We start from the raw sequence: 21,722 nt of genomic DNA, 5'->3' as shown, positions 1-21,722 counted from the left end.
CAGGCCTGGACGATGGATGTTGCGGCCCTGACATTTCTGGCCCTTGCACTGCCTTTCGTCGCGGCATTGCTCGCGCCGCTTCTGACGCGCCTTCTCGGCCACAATGCGGCCTGGGTGCTTGCGCTGTTCCCCTTGGGCGTCGTTCTGCATTTCGCCGGTTTCTGGCCGGAAGTGGCCAAGGGCGAGGTGGTTACTGGCGGTTACGCCTGGATACCTTCGTTCAATGTCAGCTTTTCCTGGCTGATCGACGGGCTGTCGCTCACATTCGTCCTATTGATTGCCGGCATCGGCATGCTGATCGTGCTTTATGCCGGTGGCTATCTGAAGGGCCACCCGCAGCAGGGCCGGTTCTTTTCCTTCATCCTGATGTTCATGGGCTCGATGCTCGGGCTCGTGGTCTCCGACAGCTTCCTGATGCTGTTCGTGTTCTGGGAACTGACCTCGATCACCTCGTTCCTGCTGATCGGTTTTGATCATTCGCGCGAGGCGGCGCGGCGCGCGGCCCTGCAGGCGCTGGTCGTGACCGGGGGCGGGGGCCTGTTCTTGCTCGCCGGACTGCTGATCATCTGGAACGTCAGCGGCGTCACCCAGCTCTCGCTGCTGTCGGCCTTCGGGCCGGAGATGCGCGAAAGCCCGTTCTATCTGGCGGCACTCCTTCTCGTTCTCGGTGGCGCCTTTACCAAGTCGGCGCAGTTCCCCTTCCATTTCTGGCTGCCGAACGCGATGGAAGCCCCGACGCCCGTCTCCGCCTACCTGCACTCGGCGACCATGGTGAAGGCTGGCGTCTACTTGCTGATGCGGCTGAACCCGGTGCTCGGCGGCACGCCCGAGTGGCAGATCCTTCTGCCGCTCTTCGGGGGTGCGACGCTCGTCATTGGCGCGGCTCTTGCCTGCCGCCAGACCGACCTGAAGCTGATGCTCGCCTATACGACGATGGCGTCGCTCGGCCTGCTGGTCATGCTGATCGGGCTTGGCGTGCCCCATGCGATCGAAGCGGCGGTGCTCTACCTCGTTGCCCATTCGCTGTTCAAGGGCGCCCTGTTCATGGTCGCCGGCATCATCGATCACGAGACCGGCACGCGCGACGTGACGAGGCTCGGGGGCCTTCGCTCCGCCATGCCGCTCACCTTCGTCATCGCGCTTGCCGCGGCATTCTCGATGGGCGGGCTGTTTCCCTTCTTCGGCTTCATCGCCAAGGAGGAGATTTACTACGCTCTCTCCGGTTTTGATCGCCGTTCCCTGGTCTTTGCCGCAATCGCGATCCTCGGCAACGCGCTGATGTTCGCGGTGGCCTTTGCAGTTGCGCTGAAGCCGTTCATCGGCGCCAAGGTCGAGACGCCGAAGGCGGCGCACGAGGCGCCGATCCTGCTCTGGCTCGGCCCTGCGCTGCTTGCGGCCAAGGGGCTCTCCGCCGCCTTGCTTTCGGGGCTGACGCACGAACTGGTATCGACGCCGATGGCGTCGGCGATCGCGGGCGAACCGCGCGCGGTGACGATAACGGTCTTCCCGCACATCGGGGTGCCGCTCGCCATGTCGGCTGCGACCGCATTGATCGGCATCGCGTTCTACCTGAAGCTTGACCGCGTGCGCGCCTTCATGGCGGCGATCCTTTCCGATATCGGCTGGGGTCCGGATCGCGGCTTCGACCAGTTCATTCGCGGCCTCGTCCGTTTCTCCGTCGCGCTGACGCGACGGCTGCAGTCGGGGCGCCTCGAAGTCTACATGACCGCGACCTTCATCCTGGTCGCCTTCGTGCTCCTGGTCGTGCCGATCGCTTATGGCGAGTTCCCGCGCGCGCCGTTCTTTGCCGCAGACGTGCCGCTGCATGAACTGGCGATCATGGCGATCGCGGTCATCGGCCTCGTCGCGGTGGTGCTTGCCGCCGACCGGCTGACCGCCATCGTCTCGCTCGGCATCCAGGGCTTTGCCGTTGCCGTTATCTTCCTGCTCTACGGCGCACCGGATCTGGCCTTTACCCAGTTCATGATCGAGACGCTTTCGGTCGTCGTGCTTGCGCTGGTGATGACGCGGCTCCGGCTTTCGCCGTCGGACCATCGTCCGCTTGCGCAGAAGATCCCGGATCTCGCCATCGCACTCGCCTGCGGTCTCGGCTTCGGGCTGATGCTGCTGAAGGTGACGGGGGTGCCCTTCGATACGACGCTCACCGACTTCTTCAACCTCTATTCGAAGTCGATCGCCCACGGCGCCAATGTGGTGAACGTCATCATCGTCGATTTCCGCGGCACGGACACGCTCGGTGAGATCGCCGTGGTGATGGTCACGGGCCTTGCGATCCTGTCGCTCGTTCGTCTGAGGGCAGGTTCGCTCCGGCGTATCGCCGATAACGATCCGGATGCGGAGGAGCGCGCATGAAGTCGGTGATTTTCCGCGCCGTCGCGCCGTTCCTGACGAGCCTGATGGTGTTGTTTTCGATCTTCGTCCTGTTGCGCGGCCACAACGAGCCGGGCGGCGGTTTCATCGGCGGCCTCATCGCGGTGTCGGCGCTGGCGATCTACGGCATCGCTTGCGGCGTCGAGACGGTGCGTCGTGCGATCTATTTCCACCCGATGGCGATTGCCGGGGCGGGCCTCCTGGCCGCGACGGTCGCCGGCCTGGTCTCGATCGCCGCCCGCGTGCCCTTCATGACCGGCCTGTGGATCTATCCTTCGGTGCTTGGCCTGGAAGTGCCGCTCTCGACGGTGATGCTGTTCGATTGCGGCGTCTATCTGGTGGTCGTCGGCGCGATCAGTTCGATTGCGCTTTCGCTCGAAGAGCGGGGAGGCGAGTAATGGAAGCCTGGTTCGCTCTGCTTGTCGGCATCTTCTTCACGGTCGCCGTCTATCTGCTCCTGTCGAAGTATATCATCCGGGTGCTGCTTGGTGTCGCCATCCTCGGCAATGCCGTCAACCTTTTGATCTTCACCGGCGGTCGGCTGACCCGCGGCGTGCCACCGGTCGTCCCTGGCGATCAGGATGCGCTCGTCGGTCCCGCCGCCAACGCCCTGCCGCAGGCGCTGATCCTGACGGCGATCGTCATCTCCTTCTCCTTCTTCGCGTTCCTGCTGGTTCTCGCCTGGCGGGCCTACGAGGAGCTGCAAACCGACAACACCGACGAGATGCGCGTTGCCGAGCCGAAGGACGAGCCGGCCCCGCCGCTTGGATACTGACCGACCCATGGCCGCTACAACCTCTCCTCCCGCTGATCTCTCCGCCGCGCTCGTGCTCGAGCCCGTCGCGTCTGCCGACTGGCTGGTGATCCTGCCGGTTGCCTGGTGCCTCGCAATCGGCGCGCTACTCGTAATGCTGCGCCGGAAGATCGATTGGCATCCCTACGTCGCCGTTGCCGGACTGGCCGGGCTCGTCATCATCGATGTGCTTCTTCTGCGCCATGTGCTTGCAAGCGGACCGGTAACGATGGTGATGGGGCGCTGGCTGCCACCCTTCGGCATTGCCTTCACCGTCGACCTGACCGGCGCGCTCTTTGCGCTCACCGCCTCCGTCGTGGCGCTTGCAGGCGGCATCTATTCGCTTGCCGATATCAACGACAGCGGCCGGCGCTACGGCTTCTATCCATTCCTGATGCTGCTGATGGCGGGGGTGTCCGGCGCCTTCCTGACCGGCGATGTCTTCAATCTCTACGTCTGGTTCGAGGTGCTGCTGATCTCGTCCTTCGGCCTGATCGTGCTCGGCTCCGAACGCGAGCAGATCGACGGCGCGGTGAAATACGGCTTCCTCAACCTCGTTGCGACCACCCTGTTCCTGATCACCACAGGGTATCTCTATGCAAGCTTCGGCACGCTCAACATGGCCGACATTGCCCGCAAGGCCGAGGGGCTCGCGGGTACAGCGCCGCTGATGACGCTGACGGCGCTGTTCCTGCTTGCCTTCGGCATGAAGGCTGCCGCATTCCCGGTGAATTTCTGGCTGCCGGCCTCCTACCATACGCCGCGCGTGGTGGTGTCGGCCCTGTTTGCCGGCCTTCTCACCAAGGTCGGGATCTACGCGCTCATCCGCGTCACCGTCATGCTGCTGCCGGTCGAGCGCGAGGAGTTGAGCTTCGTCATCGCCATTGCCGGCGCGCTGACGATGCTCGTCGGCGTGCTTGGTGCGCTGGCCCAGTCGGACTTCCGCCGCATGCTCGGCTATCTCGTCGTCTCCGGCATCGGCTCGATCCTCGCTGGCGTCGGCGTCGGCGGCCCGGGCGGTATCGGCGGCGCGATCTTCTATGCGCTGCATTCGATGCTCGTCATGACCGCGCTTTACCTGGCGTCCGGTGTCGCAGCGAGGCTCGGCGGCAGCTTCTCGTTGACCTCGCTGGCAGGCCTCTATCGTCGCCATGCCGGTTTCGCGGCGCTGACGCTCATGCTTGCCTTCGCCGTGTCCGGCCTGCCGCCGTTCTCCGGCTTCTGGCCGAAGGTCATGCTGGTCAAGGCGGCGCTCGATATCGGCGCCTGGTGGCTGGCAGCCGTCCTGCTTCTGACCGGCTTCCTGACGACCATCGTCACCGGCCGTTTCTTCCTGCTCGCCTATTGGCGCGATGCGGGGTCCACTGAGGGCGCCTCTGCGTCCGCGACGATCGCGCCGGCGGCTCTGTTGCCGCTCACCGCCTTGACTGTGCTGGCGCTCGCCATCGGCCTTTATCCCGAGCCGCTGCTATCCATGGTTCAGAATGCTGCCGCAGGCCTTTCCGAGCCGTCGGCCTACCTGAACTCGGTCTTCCCGGGAGGTGCCCCGTGACCAAGTTCCTGACCATCAATCTCGTGTTCACGGCGATCTGGGGCGCGATCAGCGCCAGCTTCTCGCCGGCCAACCTGATCCTCGGTTTTGCCGTCGGAGCGCTGTCGCTCTTTCTCATCCGGCGCGAGCTTGAGCCCGTTGCCTACCCGGTGCGCCCGATCAAGCTCTTCCTGCTGACCGCGCTGTTCTTCAAGGAACTGGCGATCTCGGCGACCAAGGTCGCCTTGTTGGTCATCCAGCCGAAGATGGTGCTGAAGCCCGGCATCTTCGCCTATCCGCTGACGGTAAAGAGCGACTTCGAAATCGCGCTGCTGGCCAATCTCATCACGCTGACGCCGGGAACGCTGTCGGTCGACGTCTCCGACGACCGCAAGACGCTCTATGTCCATGCGCTCGACTGTGCCGATCCGGGCGGCCTCAGGCGCGATATCGCCAATGGCTTCGAGCGCCGGATCAAGGAGGCCTTCGAATGACCCTGTCGGCGCAGATCCTCGCCCTTGCCACCGGCTTTGCGCTGGCCGCGCTGTCGGCAGCGCTGCTGATAACGGTCTGGCGCATCATTCGCGGCCCGACGCTGCCGGACCGCGTGCTCGGCCTCGATATGCTGGTCGCGATCGCCATCGGCCTCATCGCCGTCGTTGCCATTCGCACCGGCTTCAACCTCTACATCGACATTGCCATCGCGCTCGGCCTTGTCGGCTTCCTGGCGACGGTTGCTTTTGCTCGCTTCGTGCTGGCGCGCGGCCTCTCGCCCGAGAAAGCCGTCGCCGACAGACGCGTGCCGCAGGCCAAAGGCGGGGCGGCGCCAAGGGGCAAATCGACGCAGCGCAAGCGCAAGGGAGGACGCCGATGAGCCCGGTGCTCGATATGGCCGTTACCCTGCTGGTCGCCGTCCTGTTGGTCGTCGGTGCGATCTTTTCGCTGCTGGCGGCGATCGGCATCATCCGTTTCCCCGATCTCTACACGCGCATGCATGCGGCCTCCAAGGCCGGCACGATCGGATCGGGCCTGTTGCTTCTGGCCGCGGGCGTGCATTCTCTCGATCCGGCTATTTTGATTCGCGCGCTTGCAGGCTTCCTTTTCTTCGTTCTGACTGCGCCGATCTCGGCTCATCTCTTGGCAAAAGCCGCACATCAGGCAGGTTACAGGCTGACTAAGCTTTCTGTCATAGATCAGCTTCCGCAAAAGGAAGAGCCGCGTTGCGACTGATCGACGACAGTTCTGAAACTGTATTTCAGAACATTACGATCGAGTGTGGCCATTTTAGCAATTTGGAGATAAACTTGCTAAGCGCCGCTAAATTTATGTTTGGACATTTCGCGCATCGATGTTAATCGAGTAAATGTAAAGTGTCGTCGTGGAAAATACTTTGATCTGAAATTCCAGCTTGAGTTGTGAATGTTGATCGTTGCTTTGAGAGTTCGGTCGTCACCGGTGACTCGGCAGCAGGTTTTGTAATCAAGTTCCAGCTCTTGATATCGCGGCCGGTGTTTCTCCTTGCCGCGTTGATGGTCCATCCCAAGGCAGCCAAGGCTTCCTGACGGCTCTTGCAAGCGTTCCTCCCCCGAAACGCCGTTTCGGGTTGTGCTTAAGTCCGATAGGAGAAAGAAATGACTGAAACAGCGCTTGGCGCGAGCCATGAACTTCTGGTTGAGCTGACGGCGGAAATCGTTGCCGCCTACGTCAGCAATCATGTGGTTCCGGTCGCCGAGCTTCCCACGCTGATCGCAGATGTGCATTCGGCGCTGAACAACACGGCGGCTCCCGCGCCGGTCGTCATTCCCGTCGAAAAGCCGAAGCCGGCCGTATCGGTTCGCAAGTCCGTTCAGGACGACCAGATCACCTGCCTCGAATGCGGCGGCACCTTCAAGTCGCTGAAGCGCCACCTGATGACCCACCACAATCTGTCGCCGGAAGAATACCGCGAGAAGTGGGACCTGCCGACCGATTACCCGATGGTCGCGCCCGCCTATGCGGAAGCACGCTCGCGCCTCGCCAAGGAAATGGGCCTCGGCCAGCGCCGCAAGCGCCGCGGCAAGTAAGACCAGTCGTCCCGCTGAAGATGCGGGCAGCCCGTGGTGGCTGCTTGGCCGTGAGCGGGAAAATTCAATCACGATGGCCGGGCCTATGCGCCCGGCCATCGTGTTTCAGCCGCCTGGTCCACGGGCGCCCGCCACAAATGGATGCAGCATCCCAACGTATCACGATCGCCCTTGGCGTCTGGGGAAGATGAGTGGGCGCATCCAGCGCGGCTCAAAAATATGCATTGATCTCCGGATATGGCGCCGCATGCTCAAAGAGCGCCTCGGACCGCCCATCGGCGAGGAAGTTCGTCACCAACGTCGACGTCTGCAGCCACAACGTCTGGGGAATCCATGACCCGACGCTGATCCGAGATACACCAAGCGCGGATAGAGCACGAACAAGCCGTCGGCTCCCGCGTCCCGGTACCGCCTGGCGCGGGCAAGCACCTCCTTCACACGGTCGCTGGCGGCTGCGAGTGCTCGCGCGTAAACATCCGTGCGCGCGTTGATGTAGAGTCTGATGCCAAGTCGCCCTGCCGTCTCTCGGGCCCGCTCGATCTTGCGGCAGAGCAGATCCGGCGTGCCGACGCCATCCTGGATGTTGATCCCAACCGCGCCGGCCTCGATGAAACGAGCGGTCGTCCGGGCCATCTCCACCTCGTCATCGGTGTAGCCCGCTTCAATGTCGACGCTGAGCGGCACACTGGTCACGCGGGCGATTGCCGCGACGCTTGCCAGGTGCCGGTCCAGCCGAAGGGCGTCGCCGTCGCGATAGCCGAGTGACCATGCTACGCCGGCGCTGGTCGTCGCGATGGCACGTCGTGCCATATCTGTCGGCCTTCCTGGCTGCTTACCCGCAACTGCGGCTCGACCTTCTGATGACCGACCGATACGTCGATCTCGTCGCCGAGGGTGTTACGGTGGCAATCCGTATCGGCAATCTCCAGGACTCGAGCCTGGTCGCCCGCAAACTTCTCAGCAATCGCAGAATTCTCGTGGCCTCGCCGGCCTATCTCGAAATCCATGGCGATCCCGCGGAGATTGATGAACTCAAGCGGTACGAATGCGTCGTGTCGACGGCAAACCACCACGGTGAGGTCTGGCGGCTGTTCGGCCCGACCGGAGAACGGTCCTTTCGGCCGCGCGGGAGGGTGCGTGCCGACAACGGAGACGCGGTCCATCAGCTTGCCATCGATGGCCAAGGCATCGCCTTTCATTCTGAGGTGACCATGGCCGCGTCGATCCGCAGCGGCAAATTGGTTCAGGTACTCCCCCGTTGGGCAGGAAAGGAGACAGGCGTCTATTGTGTTTGTCCATCGCGGCCGATGGGGCCGGCGGCCCGGGCCTTGATTGATTTTCTAACCAACCGTTGGAAGGACGCCGTGACATTGGACATGGTCGAGCATCCGGCGGAAGAAGAGGTCAGTCTCCATGCAGGACGCTGACATGGGGCAAGCGGGACGGTTCGCCCCCTGACTTTTTCCCGCGTCGATGCCGGAGTTTGGCTCGAGCAGGCGACGTGCTGGCGCACCCTCCAGGAGAGGCAACTCCAAAACGTCGGCGTCCCGAAGTCCGGCCACGACGATTGCCACTACAGCGCCGCGCGTCATACCGGACGCGCAAAGGTCAGTGAAAGGTCGCGCGTCTTGAACGCGCGATGCTCGCCAATGGCTGCGCGTCAGGCCGCCAGGCGAAGCTCCGCCTCGTTCTTGATGCGGCGGATCATCGAGCGCAGGCCGTTGGCGCGCTGGGTCGAAAGGTGCTCGATCAGGCCGATCTTGCCGAAGGTGTCGATCGCGTCGGTCCTGGCGATTTCGGAGGCATGCTTGCCGGAGTAGATGGCCAGCACGATGGCGACGAGCCCGCGCACGATATGGGCGTCGGACTCGCCTTCGAAGTTGAGGACGGGATCCTCGGGATCGCCGGCCGCATTGGTGACGAGCCAGACCTGGCTGGCGCAGCCCTGAACCTTGTTTTCCTGCGTGCGCTTGGCTTCAGGCATCTCCGGCAGCGCCTTGCCGAGCTCGATCACATAGCGATAGCGATCCTCCCATTCTTCAAGAAAGGCGAAATCGTCGATGATCTGGTCGAGCGTCGTCATGGTCCGGTCCATTCGTCGGGAGATTATAAGCTCGCCGGCCCTTGCCGCGAACACTTTCATCCCTGTTCTTGCCCGTCGCCTTCAGGCGCTCGGGCGTTCAGCCATCATATAGGCGATGGCAGAGCCATTGAGAACCGGCAAATGTGCGACGGATACGGCAACCGCTTTCCCGGTCAGACCGAGATACTTGTCGGGATGCTGAGGGAAACGGTCGTGCCACCGCCAGCGCCCTCGATGTTGCCGGTGGCGGCCGAAAGCGCCTGGCCGGCAGTACGGGCCTCATCCGCATCACGGCCGGATCCCTGGGCGCGCAATTCCTGCTCCGCCTTGCGCAGCAGTTGTTTCACCTGTTCGGCAACGGATTTGAGTTCGGCTGCCACCTTCGCGACGACGTCAGAGCTGTCGTTATACCCGCCGAATTCGCGGTAGGCGCGCTCGGCAAAGCTTGCCGGTCCCGATGAGGGCTCAGCCTCACTGTCAGCGGTGGCATCGGCTTGCGCGCCCGACGTATCCGCCTGCGCGCTACCGGCATCGGCGAGCGCGGTGGCTGCCGTGGTGGCCGCAGCCGCGGCGGATGAGACGCCAGCTCCCCCGCCGCCGGCGCCGGCCAGCTGCTGGGCGGCCGTGCCGAGCTGTTGTGCAAGCTGCTTGGCAAGCCTTGCAAGCGTTTCCGGGTCCGATGCGAAGAACCGCAGCATGCGGAGCTGCTCCTTGACGTCGTCGAGCTTCTTTTTGGCGATAGCGGCGCGGTTCGCGGCACTTTCGTCATTGCGGCCAAGAAGCAGGGCGGTTGAAGCAGGGCTCTTGCCTTCGCCAACTGTGCCGGGGGCGGCGCCGGACGTTGCCGGGCGTGTCACGCCGGCGTTCGAGAAAAGCCCATAAATCTGCATTGTCTGCCTCCGCCTGTCGGTGTGGCGAACGTAAGCAGGCAGGGCTTGCGTGTGGCTGTGCGGCGAGAAAATCAGCGGTTGCGGGCGCAAAAAAGAAAACGCCGCGAGGGGATGGGTTCCTCGCGGCGGCCGCAACAGGACGGCAAGTCAGGCAGTAAGTCAGAAATGTGCGGAGGGGTGCTGTTACTGGATAACGGCAGCCTTGGGGTCGAGGCGCCTTTCCGGAACCGGGGTGCGCTTGAAGACGGGTTCGGCGTCGATGGTGCTGACCTCGGTCGCCGGAGCTGCCACGTCGGCAGCCGGCGTGACAGTACCGGTCGTCACCTTGGCATCCGGCGTCGTGGCATCGGTTTCGGCAAACTGGGTATCGAGGAATTCGTAGGCGATGCGGGCGCCTTCGCGGGCCCGGTGGCCCAGGGCAACGAAGGTTTCGGCACCCTTCTCGCAGACATCCGGCTTCTGGATGCAGATGGCGCTGATGTACTGGAACGCCTCATTGGCAGCGGAGAAGGTGTCGCCCAGTTCTACTTTCGGGGCGTGTTCGAGTTTCTGCGCGCTCGTAGGGTCGAGGAATGGCAGCAACACCAGCACCAGCGAAAACCAGAATGTCGCCTTGATGAGAAACCACATGTTCTGCCCATCCTTCGTTCGGCTGCCGCGGCCCGCCAGTCTTGTAGCCGGCTTTTGCACCTTCGGCACCCCGCAGCGCCGTGGTATCCCCTGATACCCGTTCACGCCACCTTCTAAACCTTAGGAGCCTGCCGGCGTTCTCTTGGTGCCCGGCCCCTTGTTGAGATCGACATTACGGTGGGAATCACAAGACGGCTTTTCGAAATCGAGCGGCATTTGCTTCAAGTTTTAATGAAATGCCGGTGTCCGGCGATTTGCCGGGGCATTTGTGTTGCATTTTAGCGTTTGCCGTTAAGGTTCGTGGCAGAGCCGCGCGCGGCAACCCCGAAGGCAGCGGGAATCGCACCGCAAAACCCGCGCCACAATCGTTAACACAGTGCAGAAAATGCACAGAAATCCGCTGCTTACGCCCCATTAACCACAAGAAATGAAGGTCGCCCGATTTGGCTCAAAACGGGATTTTTCGACCGTTTCGCACGGTTCCGGCACGGCCGCGTTTATTCTTTCATTAAGCCGGGGATGCGAGATTCCGACATGTCACGAGGCGGCTTGAGTCTCGATCCAAAGGGTCGTGAAAACACAGAGTGTCGGTCTCGCAAGAACAACAAATGTAGCAGGGTAAAGCGTGAGCGTATTGCGTAACATGGCTGGCAGATGGACGTCCCGTGTGGACGAGGTCGCGGCCCTGTGGCTTCCCCGTCGTGAAGCGTCTTCGCCGGCCGATCTCCGCCACGTGAAGCGCCTGCGTACCCTCGCGGCCGTTTCCTTGACGGCTCTGCCGGTGGTGCCGCTTGCCCTGTCGCTCGCCATGCCCGTGTCTTCGGCTCTCCCTCTGGGCACCGCCCTTTGGGCCTCGGCCTCGCTGCTTGCGGCCGCTGGCGCGATTGTTCGCGGCCGCGCGCCGGAAGAGGTGGCCGCCGTATCGGAGCCGGTCGTGCCGGACCTCTCTGCCGCCTACGACCTCTTTGCGGGCCTGGTGACCGTGCACGATCTGCGCGGCAACGTGCTTTCTGTCCATGGCCGCGACGCGGCCGAGCATCTGACCCTGATGCGCGATCCGGCAGGACGCGGTTTCATCGAGCAGATCCACGTTTCCGATCGCATTACCTTCCTGAGCGCGATCGACATCCTTCGCCAGGGCGGCGACCGGGCGACGGTTGACATCCGCATCGAGCGGCGCACGTTGCCGATCGAGGGCGAACAGTTCGTCTACATGTCCTGCGAGCTGGCGCCGCTGCGCGACGACAATGGTCGCCTGGTCGCGATCCTCGCCCAGTCGCGCGATGTCTCGCAGGAAGCGGGCCTGCGTGCTGAAGCTGCAGCCAGAACCGCTGAGGCGGTATCGGCAAACGATGCCAAGACGCGGTTCCTGGCCGCCGTCAGCCACGAATTGCGCACGCCGCTCAACGCCATCCTCGGCTTTTCGGACGTGCTTGCAGGCGAATATTTCGGCAAGCTCGAGAACGATCGCCAGCGCGAATATGTGGGCCTGATCCACAAGTCCGGCGAGCACCTGCTTTCCGTCGTCAACACCATGCTCGACATGAGCAAGATCGAGGCCGGTCGCTACGAGCTGATGCCCGAGCCCTTCGGTGTCGCCGAGGCGGTTTCCGCCTGCGAGGCGATGCTGTCGCACCAGGCCACGGAAAAGGGCGTCAAGCTTGCAAGCCGCATCACCCGCGGTCTCGGCGAGATCAACGCGGACCAGCGCGCCTTCCAGCAGATCCTCATCAATCTGGTCGGCAACGCCGTCAAGTTCACCGATCAGGGCGGCGTCGTGACGATTGACGCGGAGGCCGACGGTGCGATGCTGAAGCTGTCCGTCAGCGATACCGGCATCGGCATTGCGGCTGACAAGCTGGCGCTGCTTGGTCAACCTTTTGTCCAGATCCAGAACGACTATACTCGCCGCTACGAAGGCACCGGCCTTGGCCTCTCGCTGGTCAAGGGCCTGGTTGCGCTGCACGGCGGAGAGCTTTCCATCCGCAGCCGCGAGGGCGAGGGGACCGTTATCGTCGTCACGCTACCGCGTGATGGCTCCGGTATCGCCTGCGCGGAGCAGGAGGAAGCACGTACACCGGTGACGGTGGAATTTCCGCCGCGCCTGAAGGATTGTGATGTCGCCCCGGCCGCCGAAGGGGGGCGGTTCGAGGGGAAAAGTTTGAACGAGGAACGGGGATATGGCGCCGCGCAAGCGAAAACAGCCTGAACGGAAGAAGGCCGCGCGGCAAACGCCCGGCCTGGCCGTGCGCGGGCTGGTCCTTGCCGGACGGGGTGCTGGGCTTGCCGGTCGTCTGATGGCGCGCCATCCGCTGGTGTCCGGCGGCTCGGCCGCCTTTCTCGTCGTGTTCTCCTTCGTTGCGGCCAATGCCATGTGGTATCAGCACGGCACGCACCCGTCGCCGCTTCTGCGCACCCGCGTTCCGCTCGTCAGCGCCGAAACGGCGCAGCGCATCGCGATCGCCAAGGGCGAGGAGATCGAGCCGCGAAAGGTAACCACCTTCGTCATCGAGCGCGAGGGTGAGGCGCAAGCTGAAAACGTCGAGGATGTGATCGCGGCCGCATCCGCGGATCCGCAGTCGGAAAAGCCGTCGCCCGAACGGGTGGCGAGCGTGCCGGATCCGGCGCAGTCGAAGCTTGTCTCGGAGATCCAGAAGGAACTGGGCCGCATTGGCCTTTATGACGGCGCGCCGGACGGGCGGAGCGGCCCGCGGACGGCAGCGGCAATCCTCCGCTTCGAGGAGCGGGCGGGCCGCACGGGGACCGGCGCGGCGAGTGTCGAGTTGCTCCAGGTCTTGAGATCTGCACCGGCTGAAAAGGCTGCCGCGGTTCCGGCCGGCCGACCGCTTTCGGAAGCCAAGGGCGGCGGCGTGGAGATTGATCCGGTCGCTGCAGCCATCCGCTCGGCCGAAAAGGAAAGCACCTTCGTTCCGCGTGCGGAAATTCCAGTGTCGAGCGAACTGGTGCTGAACATCCAGAAGGGTCTCAGCAACCTCGCCTATGCGGACGTGGCGGTCGATGGCGTTGCCGGAGAGCAGACGCGCGCAGCGATCCGCCACTTCGAAAAACATTACCGCCTGCCGCAAACCGGCGAACCCAATCCGCAAGTGCTGAAGAAGCTCAAGGAAATCGGCGCGCTCTGACGCATTTGATGCGCGCTCACCCCTGTCGTCGCTCAGGCGCGATTTGCCTCCTTCGCCGTGCGCGTGTATCAGCCTCCCATGCGCCTGAAGTCCCACATCTTCGTCTCGTCTCTGCTGCGTCGTGCGTTTTCGCTCGGCGGCTATGCGGCGGTGCTGCGCAAGGGAGCCGAGGACGCTGGCGCAATCTTCATTCGCCAACGGACGCGGATGGGTACCGAGACGCTCTTTGCCCCGGCGCCGCAGAACTTCTTCGCCGACGAGATCGATCTCGGCCGCAAGTTCGAGGTGCGGCTGCAGGACAGCGACGCCGAAAAGGTCGATGCGGCGCTTGCAAGCGAGATCCGCTTCGATCGGGATTGCTGGATCGTGGAGATCGAACTGGACGACCGCGGCGACCTGTTCGAGGTCGTTGCCGACGATGGCAAAGGCCGACCCTGACGCCTCTTGCCGATTGCACCGGCCTGCTTGACTCTCCACTTGGTGGAGGCCGTAGGACGCGTTCATGGACGATCAAATCTTTTCGATAGGCGAAGTTTCGAAGCTGAGCGGCATACCGGTCCGGCGGCTTCGGTTTTACTCGGACAAGGGGTTGCTGCCACCCTCCACACGGACGGTGAGCGGCTACCGCATGTATTCCGGGGCCGACCTGGCGCGGCTGGACCTCGTGCTTGCCCTGCGTGAAGCGGGCGTGAGCCTCACGGATATCCGTAAGATCCTGGCCAATAGAACCTCGCTTGCCGACGTTCTGGCGTTGCGGCTTCAGACGCTCGAAACGGAGATCCGGTCAAAGCGCCGGATCGCCACGGCCCTGCGAATGGCTTTGAAGATCCATGAACCCTCCCCAACGGATCTCAGGAGATTGTGGACCGTGACCAGGATTTCAAAGACGGAATTTCGTGCCGCGCTCGAGCGTTTCTATGATGACGTCGCCGGCGGCGCGCCGATGGATGCGGCGTGGAAAAAGAAGATGATGGATGCCAGTACGCCAGATCTGCCCGAAGACCCGGCAGCCGAACAGATCGACGCCTGGGCGGAACTGATGGAGATGCTGTCCGACAAAGCCTATGCCGCCGAGATGCGCGCCCATATGTCGAACCTGTGGACCGAGGAATTCGACCCCGCTGCCTACGCCCAGGCGGCGGACGCCACCTTCGGGCGGGTGAGGGCAGCGATGGACAATGGCCTAGGGCCTCAGTCGGCGGTCGCCAGAGAAATCGCCCCCGACTGGCTGGCGCAGTCGGCAAGGGCGATGAAGCGGGCGCCGGATGAGGCTTTCCTGGATTGGCAGCTCGAACAGTACCGCAGGCACCACGCGCGTTCGGCGCGTTACCAGGAATTGATGGCGTTACTGCAAGGGCAAGCGCCGCAGGCCCCGACCGGTCGTCAGTGGAGTTGGATCATCGACGCGATGAAGCAGCTCTTCTAGGGTAGGGACCTCGGCTCCATTGGGCCGACATTGCCGGACATGCCCCGCGTGGGCGGAAGCATGTATCAGCCGCGGCGGCGGCCAAACAGTCGCTGCGGCTGCACGTTGACGGCCGTGGCTGCGACCTTGCGCGCGCCAACGTGGCGCGTGTCGTTGGCAGTGTTTTCGGCAAAATAGGCTTCGTACCGTGCCGCGGGCGTAGCTTCTTCGGCTTCCGCCTTTAGCCAGGCATCCAGTTGCGCGCGGCAGGCGCTGCGGTCCATGGCGCCGATCAAGGCTGCCGCATGGCTGGTGTCGCCAAAGGGCTCACGAAGATGCGGATAAAGGGCCTGAAGCACGAAACCGGCATCGGCCGCCTCGATGTCGAGCGCGACCAGGCTCGTTGCAAGGAGCTGTCCGGAAATATCGAGCAGGATACGCTCGACCTGCGCATCCCTGGTGTCGAGGGCCTGGCCGAGGACACGCGAAAACAGGATGATCTCGCCGCTCCTGGCAAAGCGCACGAGCAGTGCAGCCATGACGTCGGTAATCGTCGTCGACGACGGCGTCTGTGGAATATCGCGCGACCGGGCGCCGGCAAGCGCCTTGATCTCGCCGCGAAGCGCTTCTTCGCGCGCCGAGCGCAACGAGGCGGCCTCGTCTTCCTGGCTCGTTTGTTCGGCTTCTGTCGCTTTCACGGCGCTGCTGCGCGCTGCCAGTCCCGGCGGGTTGTGATGTTCGACGAGCGCATCGACGACGAGGGGAGAGAGGTTCGGGCGGCGGCCGATGGCGGCGGCATGTTCCGGCCCGCGCTCGCGGATGATCGTTATCAGCGTCCGGTCCGCGATCGCCTTCGAGCGGGTCAGGAAAATCGCAGCGATGGCAATCGGCATGCCGCCGATCAGCGCTGCGACAGTCTCCGGAATTTGCTGGCATTGCGAAAGGGCTGCTGCCGCCTGGCGGCGGGCTTCGTTGCTGGAGCCGAGGAACAGCGGCTCGAACAGCTCGGCAAATTGCTTCATGTCGGACTTGCGGGGGAAACGCAGGCTTTCGAAACCGGTGACGGTCGCCATCAGGACGACGTCCTTCAAGCGGCCAGTCTGTGGCCTTTCCAACTCACGAAAGCGATCCGTCACGATAATTCCCTGCACGCAAAACATGATCGCCATTGCCGGCGATCCGGAACGGCACACGTCGCAAAAATTAGAAGAAAAGCGTTAGCGCACTGTTAACTATGGATGTTGGAGCTTTATTCAGGCTTGCGGCACCCCCAGGGCGCGCGATGCGCCCATGGATCGCGCTATCGGAACGGCAAAACTCGGGGACATCCGCGGCGCCAGCCATAAAAAATCCACATGCTGTCATGAGTTATCGCGGCGACGGTGAAGGGCCCGGACGCCCGCCGACGTTTGGGGCCATGTGAAGAGGGGCCTCTCCATGGGAGATATGGAACTGTGAAGAAATTTATTCTGCGCGCAGCGGCGGTCTGCGCGCTCCTCGTGGCGCCGGCGATTGCGCAGGCGGCCGAGGGTTTTGCCACCGCCAACGTCAACATGCGCTCCGGCCCGAGCACGCGCTACCCGGCGGTATCGATGATCCCGGTGGGCGAATCAGTCGAAATCCACGGCTGCCTTGCCGACCTTCCGTGGTGCGACGTGTCGTTCTACGGCGGCCGCGGCTGGGTTGCTGGGCGTTATGTCCAGGCCGACTATCGCCGCAACCGCGTCTATGTCGAGCCGCGCTACTATCGCCCGCTCGGCATTCCGACTGTCGTCTTCCAGTTCGACAGCTATTGGGACCGCAACTACCGCGGCCGCGACTTCTATCGCGAGCGCGACCGCTGGCGCCGCGGACCGGATTGGGTCGATGACCGGCGTGATCGCCGCGACTGGGAACGGCAGCGCGAGCGTGACCGCCGTGACTGGGAGCGCGATCGCCGAAAGGAACAACGCGACTGGGAACGCAGGCAGCGCGACGAGGACAAGTGGCGCGACGACGAATGGCGCCGTCAGCGCACGGAACGCGAGGACCGCCGTGACTGGGAACGCCGCAGCGATGGCGGCATGCGCGTTCGGCAGGACGACGGCACCGTCTATGAGCGCACCCGCCCGGCTCCGATGGTGCGCTGCCAGATCGACGATCCCTACTGCGAGAACTGATCCGGGCGCCACGCATCGGTGCGGCCCGGTCTGATGAAAAGTCTGAGTGGAAAAGAGCGGGCGGCCCTGGTCGCCCGTTTTGCGTTTCGCAAGATCCGCTTTCAACCGACTTTGGCGGAACCAAACGCCAGCCGGCGCGTTGAGCCCGCGCAGACAAGGGAGCGTTGTAATGGTCGAAAAGAAACTGCAGGCGGTGGAAAAAGTTGCCATGAGTGAAGCGGAATCAGGCGCTCGCGCCGAGGTGGATGCACAGATCGCCGAGTTGCGCGCGGAAATCGCCCGGCTGACGGAAACGGTCTCAGCGATCGGAACGAGTACGAAGGCGGTTGTGCAGAGCGAGGCGGATCTCCTCGCAGAGCGCGTGAGAGAGCGTGTGCGTGACGAGCCGCTATCGACCCTGGTCGCCGTTGCGGGTGTGTCCTTCCTGTTCGGTTTGATGTCCCGCCGTTAGCGGCAGAGGCGAGGCTTCGCCCGGATTGCCGCTGTTACCTTGGATACATCGCCAGGGCCGGTCGGCAGACATACTGAACGCAGGTTGGGGTTGCAGAACGTGTATTAGTAATCTGTTAACCAACCTGTGGCTCAATCGAAGTGGGTCCTGTATTATCGGGCCGCGTCGTGAACCAGAACAGCAACATCCGGGCGACCGGAAGAAGGAGCAAACGAGAAAGGCGCGCCTGTCCAGGGAAGATCTGGGAAAATGCGCTGGCCCGAGAAGGGCAGGGTGAAATCTGTACGGTAGTTCATCCGTCTCAAGACTTTGTGGAGACGAGCATGGCAGACGTGATCAGAATTCAGGACCGCAAGGTCCGTATACCGCCGCACCGGCCTCCGGCCATTTCGGGTGGAGCGAAAGTGCTGCTGTTCACCGGCATCCGCTACGAGCGCGTCGATCGCGACCCGCAGCCGACCGCACCGGACGGGCGCCGCATCAAGAAGCAGTGAGCCCCAGCGCTCCTGCGCAATAGGCGACCGAAACGGTCGCGTTAAAGTCACTGTTCTTGCCCGGTACCTCGGGCCTATCCCCTATGTACCGCTGCGCTCGACGCGCCATCGGTTCATCGCCGCGTATCTCGGCGCAGATTTTTAAGCTTGCTGCTGTTGCCCGACGTTCATCAAGGCTGGTCTAGCGACGGAACGGCTCGCAGGTCGATTCCGCAAGGAAGTTGCGGACCTGCTCTTCGAAGCTGTCGACCGGCGCCATCGCTCTCAGCACGGCAAAGCCATCCTGTTCCTTCATCTCGATCATGATCGATTGTGCGAGCGCTTGCGGCGGAGACTTTCGCAGCTCGACCAACTGGATCGGCGTTGCGACGACGAGGTCGAGCTTGCCGTTGACCGCCGTGTGGTCGTTCATGCTGAAGACTTCATTCGAATTGCCGTCGAAGACGGCGAGCGACCAGAACGGCACGTTGCCGCTGGCGAGGAACCGCGCCGGTCCGTCCGAGATCGAGAAGCTGCAGACCGCGGTTCTCAAATAAGGATCGTCGTTGGCAAGGCCGGTCGGACCTGGCGTGCTGGTCAGCGCAAAGAAACTGTCCATCTCCAAAAGCCCGAGGACGCGGGTATAGGCGTCACGGCCCGTGAACTGCGGCAGCGCCAGCACGATGATGATGTGCAGCAGCGCAGCGCCGACTAGGCCGAGGATCGTGGCAAAGAGAACACTACGCATCGCCGCAACCCGTCTTGGTGATCACCGGCATGGCGAGATCGATCAGGCCGGAGGAGCCGGCTGTCGGCGTATCGAGCAGCGTCAGCACCAGCCGGAACGTGCCCGCGTGGCGCACGGCCAGCCAATTGTCGGGCTGTGCGTTCGGCGACACATGGATGGTGAAGTTGCTGTTTTCGCCGCGCAGGACCGTCCAGGAGTTGAGCGCGGAGGGGAGGTCGGAGCCGGGCCGCAGCGGCAGGCCCTCTGCATTCGCGGCGTAAAGCGTCCAGAAGCGGGCCTGTGGGGTCAGCCCAGCAACATCATAGGAGCAGGCCGCCTGGAGCTTTTCGCCCTTGCTGTCGGCCTGGGCGCTGAACATCAGCCCTTCGGCGCCGCCATAGAGCAACTCGCCGGCGCGCGCCCGATGCGCCTTGGCATAGGGGTCGGCATTGGCAGTCTGCGCCTCAGGAAAGGCGACCCAAGGGCCGATCGCGATCGAGCCGAAGCCGACGGTCGCTTTCAGCGCCCATACCGCCGAGGCGATGCCGCCGCCGAAGGCGATGGCAAGGGTAAGCGCGACGAGGAAGGGGATTCGAAACAAGGGCGACTCTACCGGATATGGTCCCGCGGCGTAGCACCGCCGGGTTGACCCACTATGTCGCCGAAATCCGCGGCCGGCGCAACGGCGACGGCCTCGAACCGGACATCGCAACCGGGATACGAAAGCAAGGCGGGCATGCCCGAACGCTCAGTTGCTGGCTGCATCGGGCTTTGCCTGTCCGGACCGTGGTTCTTCAGCCGCGCCGAGAGAGGCAAGCTTGCCGCCGGCCTTCTCGGGTGCCTTCAGTGCCGGTGCCTTTTCGAAGGTCTCGCCGATGCTGCGCAGAAGCCGGGTGACGTCGGTCGAAAGCGAGCGCGGCCGCACCAACGGCGGCAACGCGTTTTCGTCCGGCTTCGCTGACGCCACCTGCGGCGGCTGCTTTGCCGGCGCCGTCGGCGCGGTAATCCCTGGGATCGTCCGGTGTTCGATGCCCTGCTCGGCGTAGTCCATCAGCCGCTTGAAGGTCATCGCCGGCAGCGAACCGCCGGTCATGTTGTTGGTCGAGGTGTAGTCGTCGTTACCGAACCAGACCGCAGTCGTATAGTCACCGGTGAAGCCCACGAACCAGGCGTCGCGATAGGCCTGCGTCGTGCCGGTCTTGCCGCCGACGACGATGCCGTTGTCGAGCGCGGCCTTGCGCGCCGTGCCGATGATCGGGATCTGCGTCAGCATGGAGTTCATCGACGTGTTGGCGGTTTCGGAGAGGATGCGCCGCGCCGGCGGCGCGTCGCGTCCGAAGTCGTAGAGAATGTCGCCGTCATAGTTGAGGATCTGGCTGATCCCGTGGCGGCGTGACTGCATGCCACCGGCCGGAAACACCGCGTAGGCGGTCGCCTGGTCGAGCACGGTCACTTCCGATGTGCCGAGCGGCATGGTCTTATCGGTGCGGATCGGGGTCTCGATGCCCATGTCCTTGGCCGTCTGGGCGATCAGGTCCGTGCCGAGCTTGTCCTTGGCGAGGCGCACGGGAATGGTGTTGATCGACTTGGCGATGGCCGTCAGGATGGTGATGCGGCCGGCATAGCTGCGGCCATAATTCTGCGGCGACCATCCGCGCCAGGTGATCGGGGCGTCGACGACGACCGTTTCCGGCGTCATGCCTTTTTCCATCGCGGCCGCGTAGGTGTAGACCTTGAAGGAGGAACCCGGCTGGCGGAGAGCCCGGGTCGCACGGTTGAACTGGCTCTCGCCATAGTCGCGGCCGCCGACCATGGCGCGCACGGCGCCGCCGTTTTCGACCATCACCAGCGCACCCTGCTTGACGCGGAAGCTTTCGCCATATTGGCGCAGGCTCGATTCCACCGAATCCTCGGCGGCATTCTGCAGGCCCATGTCGATGGTGGTGCGCACGATCAGCGAATGCTGCGCGAAGGGGCGGGCGATGCGCTGGACTTCGTCGAAGGCCCAGTCGAGGAAGAAGTCGGGCGCCTTCACCTGGGCGCGGTCGATGACCGTCGCCGGATTGAGGCGCGCGGCGATCACCTGACCCTCGGTCATCAGGCCACCCTGGACGAGGTTGGTCAGAACCTCGTTGGCGCGTCCGCGTGCGGCCGGCAGGTTGACGTGCGGCGCGTAGCGCGCCGGCGCCTTGAAGAGGCCGGCAAGCATCGCCGATTCCGCCAGGCTGACATCGGTGATCGACTTGCCGAAATAGAACTGCGCCGCGGCCGCCGCACCGAAGGTACCGCCGCCCATATAGGCGCGGTCGAGATAGAGCCGGAGGATTTCCTTCTTCGACAGGTTGCATTCCAGCCAGACGGCGAGGAAGGCTTCCTTGATCTTGCGTTCGATCGTCCGCTCGTTCGACAGGAAGAGGTTCTTGGCAAGCTGCTGCGTCAATGTGGAGCCGCCCTGCACGACACCGCCGGCGCGGGCGTTTTCGGTCATGGCACGGGCAAGGCCGAGAAAGTCGATGCCCCAATGGTCGAAGAAGCGCCGGTCTTCGGTCGCCAGCACTGCCTTGATCAGGTGATCCGGCAGCTCGTCGATCGGTACGGAGTCTTCGTGGATGATGCCGCGGTGGCCGATTTCATTGCCATAGCGGTCGAGGAAGGTGACGGCGAAATCGCTCTGGGCGCGCCAGTTGCCCTTGGTTTCCTCGAAGGCGGGAAGGGCGAGTGCCAGCATCAGCACGGAGCCGACCGTGCCCCAGTTCATGCCTTCGCCGAGCACCTCGAAGACGACTTTCTTCCAGCCCGTGGCGCGGAAGCGGCGGAAGAAGATGGTGGTGTCTTCCCACCATTGCCCCAGCTTGAAGCCGGCATTCCAGACTGTGGAATCGATCCAGGAGTCGATCCTGAGAAAGATGTGCCGTTTCTTCGGCCGATTATCGTCTTTCCTCGGTTCCCGCACGGTCTCAACCACCTGAAGGCTCTACGGCAT

At 63.6% G+C, this 21,722-nt stretch carries 24 protein-coding genes; 16 read left to right on the top strand and 8 right to left on the bottom strand.

Going from position 1 to position 21,722, the window contains the following annotated elements; translation table 11 throughout:
- Positions 1 to 12: 12 nt before the first annotated feature.
- The 8 genes from IB267_RS10085 to mucR all read left to right on the top strand — a co-directional run bounded on the left by IB267_RS10085 (position 13) and on the right by mucR (position 6,778).
- A complete protein-coding gene (locus IB267_RS10085; RefSeq protein WP_192447474.1) occupies positions 13 to 2,373 on the top strand; it encodes a putative monovalent cation/H+ antiporter subunit A in 2,361 nt (786 codons plus the stop codon).
- Positions 2,370 to 2,789: a Na(+)/H(+) antiporter subunit B gene (locus IB267_RS10080; RefSeq protein ID WP_192447473.1), complete on the top strand. Its 420-nt coding sequence runs from the start codon at positions 2,370 to 2,372 to the stop codon at positions 2,787 to 2,789. Before IB267_RS10085 ends, IB267_RS10080 begins: the two co-directional genes overlap by 4 nt.
- Positions 2,789 to 3,166, top strand: a complete 378-nt coding sequence (locus tag IB267_RS10075; protein ID WP_192447472.1) for a Na+/H+ antiporter subunit C — start codon at positions 2,789 to 2,791, stop codon at positions 3,164 to 3,166. Before IB267_RS10080 ends, IB267_RS10075 begins: the two co-directional genes overlap by 1 nt.
- 7 nt (positions 3,167 to 3,173) lie before the next feature.
- Positions 3,174 to 4,736 (top strand): Na+/H+ antiporter subunit D, encoded by a 1,563-nt coding sequence (locus IB267_RS10070; protein WP_192447471.1) that lies wholly within the window; start codon positions 3,174 to 3,176, stop codon positions 4,734 to 4,736.
- Positions 4,733 to 5,209 carry a Na+/H+ antiporter subunit E gene (locus IB267_RS10065; RefSeq protein ID WP_043620102.1) on the top strand — a complete coding sequence of 159 codons (477 nt, stop codon included), beginning with the start codon at positions 4,733 to 4,735 and terminating at the stop codon, positions 5,207 to 5,209. The genes IB267_RS10070 and IB267_RS10065 overlap by 4 nt, the downstream gene beginning before the upstream one ends.
- Positions 5,206 to 5,589 (top strand): cation:proton antiporter, encoded by a 384-nt coding sequence (locus IB267_RS10060; protein ID WP_192447470.1) that lies wholly within the window; start codon positions 5,206 to 5,208, stop codon positions 5,587 to 5,589. Before IB267_RS10065 ends, IB267_RS10060 begins: the two co-directional genes overlap by 4 nt.
- Before the next feature lie 14 nt (positions 5,590 to 5,603).
- Positions 5,604 to 5,945: a monovalent cation/H(+) antiporter subunit G gene (mnhG, locus tag IB267_RS10055; protein WP_192448289.1), complete on the top strand. Its 342-nt coding sequence runs from the start codon at positions 5,604 to 5,606 to the stop codon at positions 5,943 to 5,945.
- Between the two features lie 401 nt (positions 5,946 to 6,346).
- The gene (mucR, locus tag IB267_RS10050) at positions 6,347 to 6,778 is read left to right on the top strand and encodes an exopolysaccharide biosynthesis transcriptional regulator MucR (protein ID WP_043620098.1); all 432 of its coding nucleotides are present in this window, start codon (positions 6,347 to 6,349) and stop codon (positions 6,776 to 6,778) included.
- Positions 6,779 to 7,069: 291 nt separating this feature from the next.
- Here mucR and IB267_RS10045 read toward each other — a convergent pair whose 3' ends face one another.
- Entirely contained in the window at positions 7,070 to 7,588 is a 519-nt protein-coding gene (locus IB267_RS10045; protein ID WP_210335815.1) for an isocitrate lyase/phosphoenolpyruvate mutase family protein, read from the bottom strand.
- On the opposite strand from IB267_RS10045, the gene IB267_RS10040 reads away from it, so the two are divergent.
- Positions 7,582 to 8,205 (top strand): substrate binding domain-containing protein, encoded by a 624-nt coding sequence (locus IB267_RS10040; RefSeq protein WP_210335814.1) that lies wholly within the window; start codon positions 7,582 to 7,584, stop codon positions 8,203 to 8,205. The two genes, IB267_RS10045 and IB267_RS10040, sit on opposite strands and share 7 nt — an antisense overlap.
- Positions 8,206 to 8,438: 233 nt before the next feature.
- Here IB267_RS10040 and IB267_RS10035 read toward each other — a convergent pair whose 3' ends face one another.
- From IB267_RS10035 to IB267_RS10025, 3 genes are all read right to left on the bottom strand, one after another.
- Positions 8,439 to 8,861: a SufE family protein gene (locus IB267_RS10035; RefSeq protein WP_192447469.1), complete on the bottom strand. Its 423-nt coding sequence runs from the start codon at positions 8,859 to 8,861 to the stop codon at positions 8,439 to 8,441.
- 173 nt (positions 8,862 to 9,034) lie between these two features.
- The gene (locus IB267_RS10030; protein ID WP_192447468.1) at positions 9,035 to 9,751 is read right to left on the bottom strand and encodes a hypothetical protein; all 717 of its coding nucleotides are present in this window, start codon (positions 9,749 to 9,751) and stop codon (positions 9,035 to 9,037) included.
- Positions 9,752 to 9,934: 183 nt separating this feature from the next.
- Positions 9,935 to 10,381, bottom strand: a complete 447-nt coding sequence (locus IB267_RS10025; RefSeq protein WP_192447467.1) for a DUF5330 domain-containing protein — start codon at positions 10,379 to 10,381, stop codon at positions 9,935 to 9,937.
- A gap of 643 nt (positions 10,382 to 11,024) precedes the next feature.
- Here IB267_RS10025 and IB267_RS10020 point away from each other — a divergent pair.
- The 4 genes from IB267_RS10020 (at position 11,025) to IB267_RS10005 (ending at position 14,950) form a co-directional block, all read left to right on the top strand.
- Positions 11,025 to 12,590 (top strand): HAMP domain-containing sensor histidine kinase, encoded by a 1,566-nt coding sequence (locus tag IB267_RS10020; protein ID WP_192448287.1) that lies wholly within the window; start codon positions 11,025 to 11,027, stop codon positions 12,588 to 12,590.
- Positions 12,562 to 13,524, top strand: coding sequence for a peptidoglycan-binding domain-containing protein (locus IB267_RS10015; protein WP_192447466.1), 963 nt, complete (start codon positions 12,562 to 12,564; stop codon positions 13,522 to 13,524). Before IB267_RS10020 ends, IB267_RS10015 begins: the two co-directional genes overlap by 29 nt.
- 78 nt (positions 13,525 to 13,602) lie before the next feature.
- A complete protein-coding gene (locus tag IB267_RS10010; RefSeq protein WP_192447465.1) occupies positions 13,603 to 13,962 on the top strand; it encodes a DUF1491 family protein in 360 nt (119 codons plus the stop codon).
- Positions 13,963 to 14,026: 64 nt separating this feature from the next.
- Positions 14,027 to 14,950: a MerR family transcriptional regulator gene (locus IB267_RS10005; protein WP_192447464.1), complete on the top strand. Its 924-nt coding sequence runs from the start codon at positions 14,027 to 14,029 to the stop codon at positions 14,948 to 14,950.
- A gap of 65 nt (positions 14,951 to 15,015) precedes the next feature.
- On the opposite strand, the gene IB267_RS10000 is transcribed toward IB267_RS10005, so the two are convergent.
- Positions 15,016 to 16,089: a DUF2336 domain-containing protein gene (locus IB267_RS10000; protein WP_192448286.1), complete on the bottom strand. Its 1,074-nt coding sequence runs from the start codon at positions 16,087 to 16,089 to the stop codon at positions 15,016 to 15,018.
- A 294-nt stretch (positions 16,090 to 16,383) separates the two neighbouring features.
- On the opposite strand from IB267_RS10000, the gene IB267_RS09995 reads away from it, so the two are divergent.
- From IB267_RS09995 to IB267_RS09985, 3 genes are all read left to right on the top strand, one after another.
- Entirely contained in the window at positions 16,384 to 17,088 is a 705-nt protein-coding gene (locus tag IB267_RS09995; RefSeq protein ID WP_192447463.1) for an SH3 domain-containing protein, read from the top strand.
- Positions 17,089 to 17,257: 169 nt separating this feature from the next.
- The gene (locus IB267_RS09990; protein ID WP_192447462.1) at positions 17,258 to 17,539 is read left to right on the top strand and encodes a hypothetical protein; all 282 of its coding nucleotides are present in this window, start codon (positions 17,258 to 17,260) and stop codon (positions 17,537 to 17,539) included.
- 323 nt (positions 17,540 to 17,862) lie between these two features.
- Complete coding sequence (locus IB267_RS09985) at positions 17,863 to 18,033, top strand: hypothetical protein (protein WP_192447461.1); 171 nt, start codon at positions 17,863 to 17,865, stop codon at positions 18,031 to 18,033.
- A gap of 181 nt (positions 18,034 to 18,214) precedes the next feature.
- Here IB267_RS09985 and IB267_RS09980 read toward each other — a convergent pair whose 3' ends face one another.
- The 3 genes from IB267_RS09980 to IB267_RS09970 form a co-directional block, all read right to left on the bottom strand.
- On the bottom strand, positions 18,215 to 18,760 hold the full coding sequence (locus tag IB267_RS09980) for a membrane protein (protein WP_043620085.1): 546 nt from the start codon (positions 18,758 to 18,760) through the stop codon (positions 18,215 to 18,217).
- Positions 18,753 to 19,340: a DUF1214 domain-containing protein gene (locus tag IB267_RS09975; RefSeq protein WP_192447460.1), complete on the bottom strand. Its 588-nt coding sequence runs from the start codon at positions 19,338 to 19,340 to the stop codon at positions 18,753 to 18,755. The genes IB267_RS09980 and IB267_RS09975 overlap by 8 nt, the downstream gene beginning before the upstream one ends.
- 147 nt (positions 19,341 to 19,487) lie before the next feature.
- Positions 19,488 to 21,704 (bottom strand): transglycosylase domain-containing protein, encoded by a 2,217-nt coding sequence (locus tag IB267_RS09970; protein ID WP_371742525.1) that lies wholly within the window; start codon positions 21,702 to 21,704, stop codon positions 19,488 to 19,490.
- Positions 21,705 to 21,722: the final 18 nt, after the last annotated feature.

This window comes from Ensifer sp. ENS09 (assembly GCF_014852425.1).
Classification (GTDB): domain Bacteria; phylum Pseudomonadota; class Alphaproteobacteria; order Rhizobiales; family Rhizobiaceae; genus Ensifer.
The sequence above is the reverse complement of the archived record's forward strand: the minus strand, read 5'-3'. Positions and strand labels throughout refer to the sequence as shown.

Bases quoted from the DNA above. Each gene is read 5' to 3' on its own strand.
- IB267_RS10085 (WP_192447474.1), top strand. From the start codon at position 13: ATGGATGTTGCGGCCCTGACATTTCTGGCCCTTGCACTGCCTTTCGTC.
- IB267_RS10080 (WP_192447473.1), top strand. From the start codon at position 2,370: ATGAAGTCGGTGATTTTCCGCGCCGTCGCGCCGTTCCTGACGAGCCTG.
- IB267_RS10075 (WP_192447472.1), top strand. From the start codon at position 2,789: ATGGAAGCCTGGTTCGCTCTGCTTGTCGGCATCTTCTTCACGGTCGCC.
- IB267_RS10070 (WP_192447471.1), top strand. From the start codon at position 3,174: ATGGCCGCTACAACCTCTCCTCCCGCTGATCTCTCCGCCGCGCTCGTG.
- IB267_RS10060 (WP_192447470.1), top strand. From the start codon at position 5,206: ATGACCCTGTCGGCGCAGATCCTCGCCCTTGCCACCGGCTTTGCGCTG.
- mnhG (WP_192448289.1), top strand. From the start codon at position 5,604: ATGGCCGTTACCCTGCTGGTCGCCGTCCTGTTGGTCGTCGGTGCGATC.
- mucR (WP_043620098.1), top strand. From the start codon at position 6,347: ATGACTGAAACAGCGCTTGGCGCGAGCCATGAACTTCTGGTTGAGCTG.
- IB267_RS10045 (WP_210335815.1), bottom strand. From the start codon at position 7,588: ATGGCACGACGTGCCATCGCGACGACCAGCGCCGGCGTAGCATGGTCA.
- IB267_RS10035 (WP_192447469.1), bottom strand. From the start codon at position 8,861: ATGACGACGCTCGACCAGATCATCGACGATTTCGCCTTTCTTGAAGAA.
- IB267_RS10030 (WP_192447468.1), bottom strand. From the start codon at position 9,751: ATGCAGATTTATGGGCTTTTCTCGAACGCCGGCGTGACACGCCCGGCA.
- IB267_RS10025 (WP_192447467.1), bottom strand. From the start codon at position 10,381: ATGTGGTTTCTCATCAAGGCGACATTCTGGTTTTCGCTGGTGCTGGTG.
- IB267_RS10020 (WP_192448287.1), top strand. From the start codon at position 11,025: ATGGCTGGCAGATGGACGTCCCGTGTGGACGAGGTCGCGGCCCTGTGG.
- IB267_RS10015 (WP_192447466.1), top strand. From the start codon at position 12,562: ATGGCGCCGCGCAAGCGAAAACAGCCTGAACGGAAGAAGGCCGCGCGG.
- IB267_RS10010 (WP_192447465.1), top strand. From the start codon at position 13,603: ATGCGCCTGAAGTCCCACATCTTCGTCTCGTCTCTGCTGCGTCGTGCG.
- IB267_RS10005 (WP_192447464.1), top strand. From the start codon at position 14,027: ATGGACGATCAAATCTTTTCGATAGGCGAAGTTTCGAAGCTGAGCGGC.
- IB267_RS10000 (WP_192448286.1), bottom strand. From the start codon at position 16,089: ATGTTTTGCGTGCAGGGAATTATCGTGACGGATCGCTTTCGTGAGTTG.
- IB267_RS09990 (WP_192447462.1), top strand. From the start codon at position 17,258: ATGGTCGAAAAGAAACTGCAGGCGGTGGAAAAAGTTGCCATGAGTGAA.
- IB267_RS09985 (WP_192447461.1), top strand. From the start codon at position 17,863: ATGGCAGACGTGATCAGAATTCAGGACCGCAAGGTCCGTATACCGCCG.
- IB267_RS09980 (WP_043620085.1), bottom strand. From the start codon at position 18,760: ATGCGTAGTGTTCTCTTTGCCACGATCCTCGGCCTAGTCGGCGCTGCG.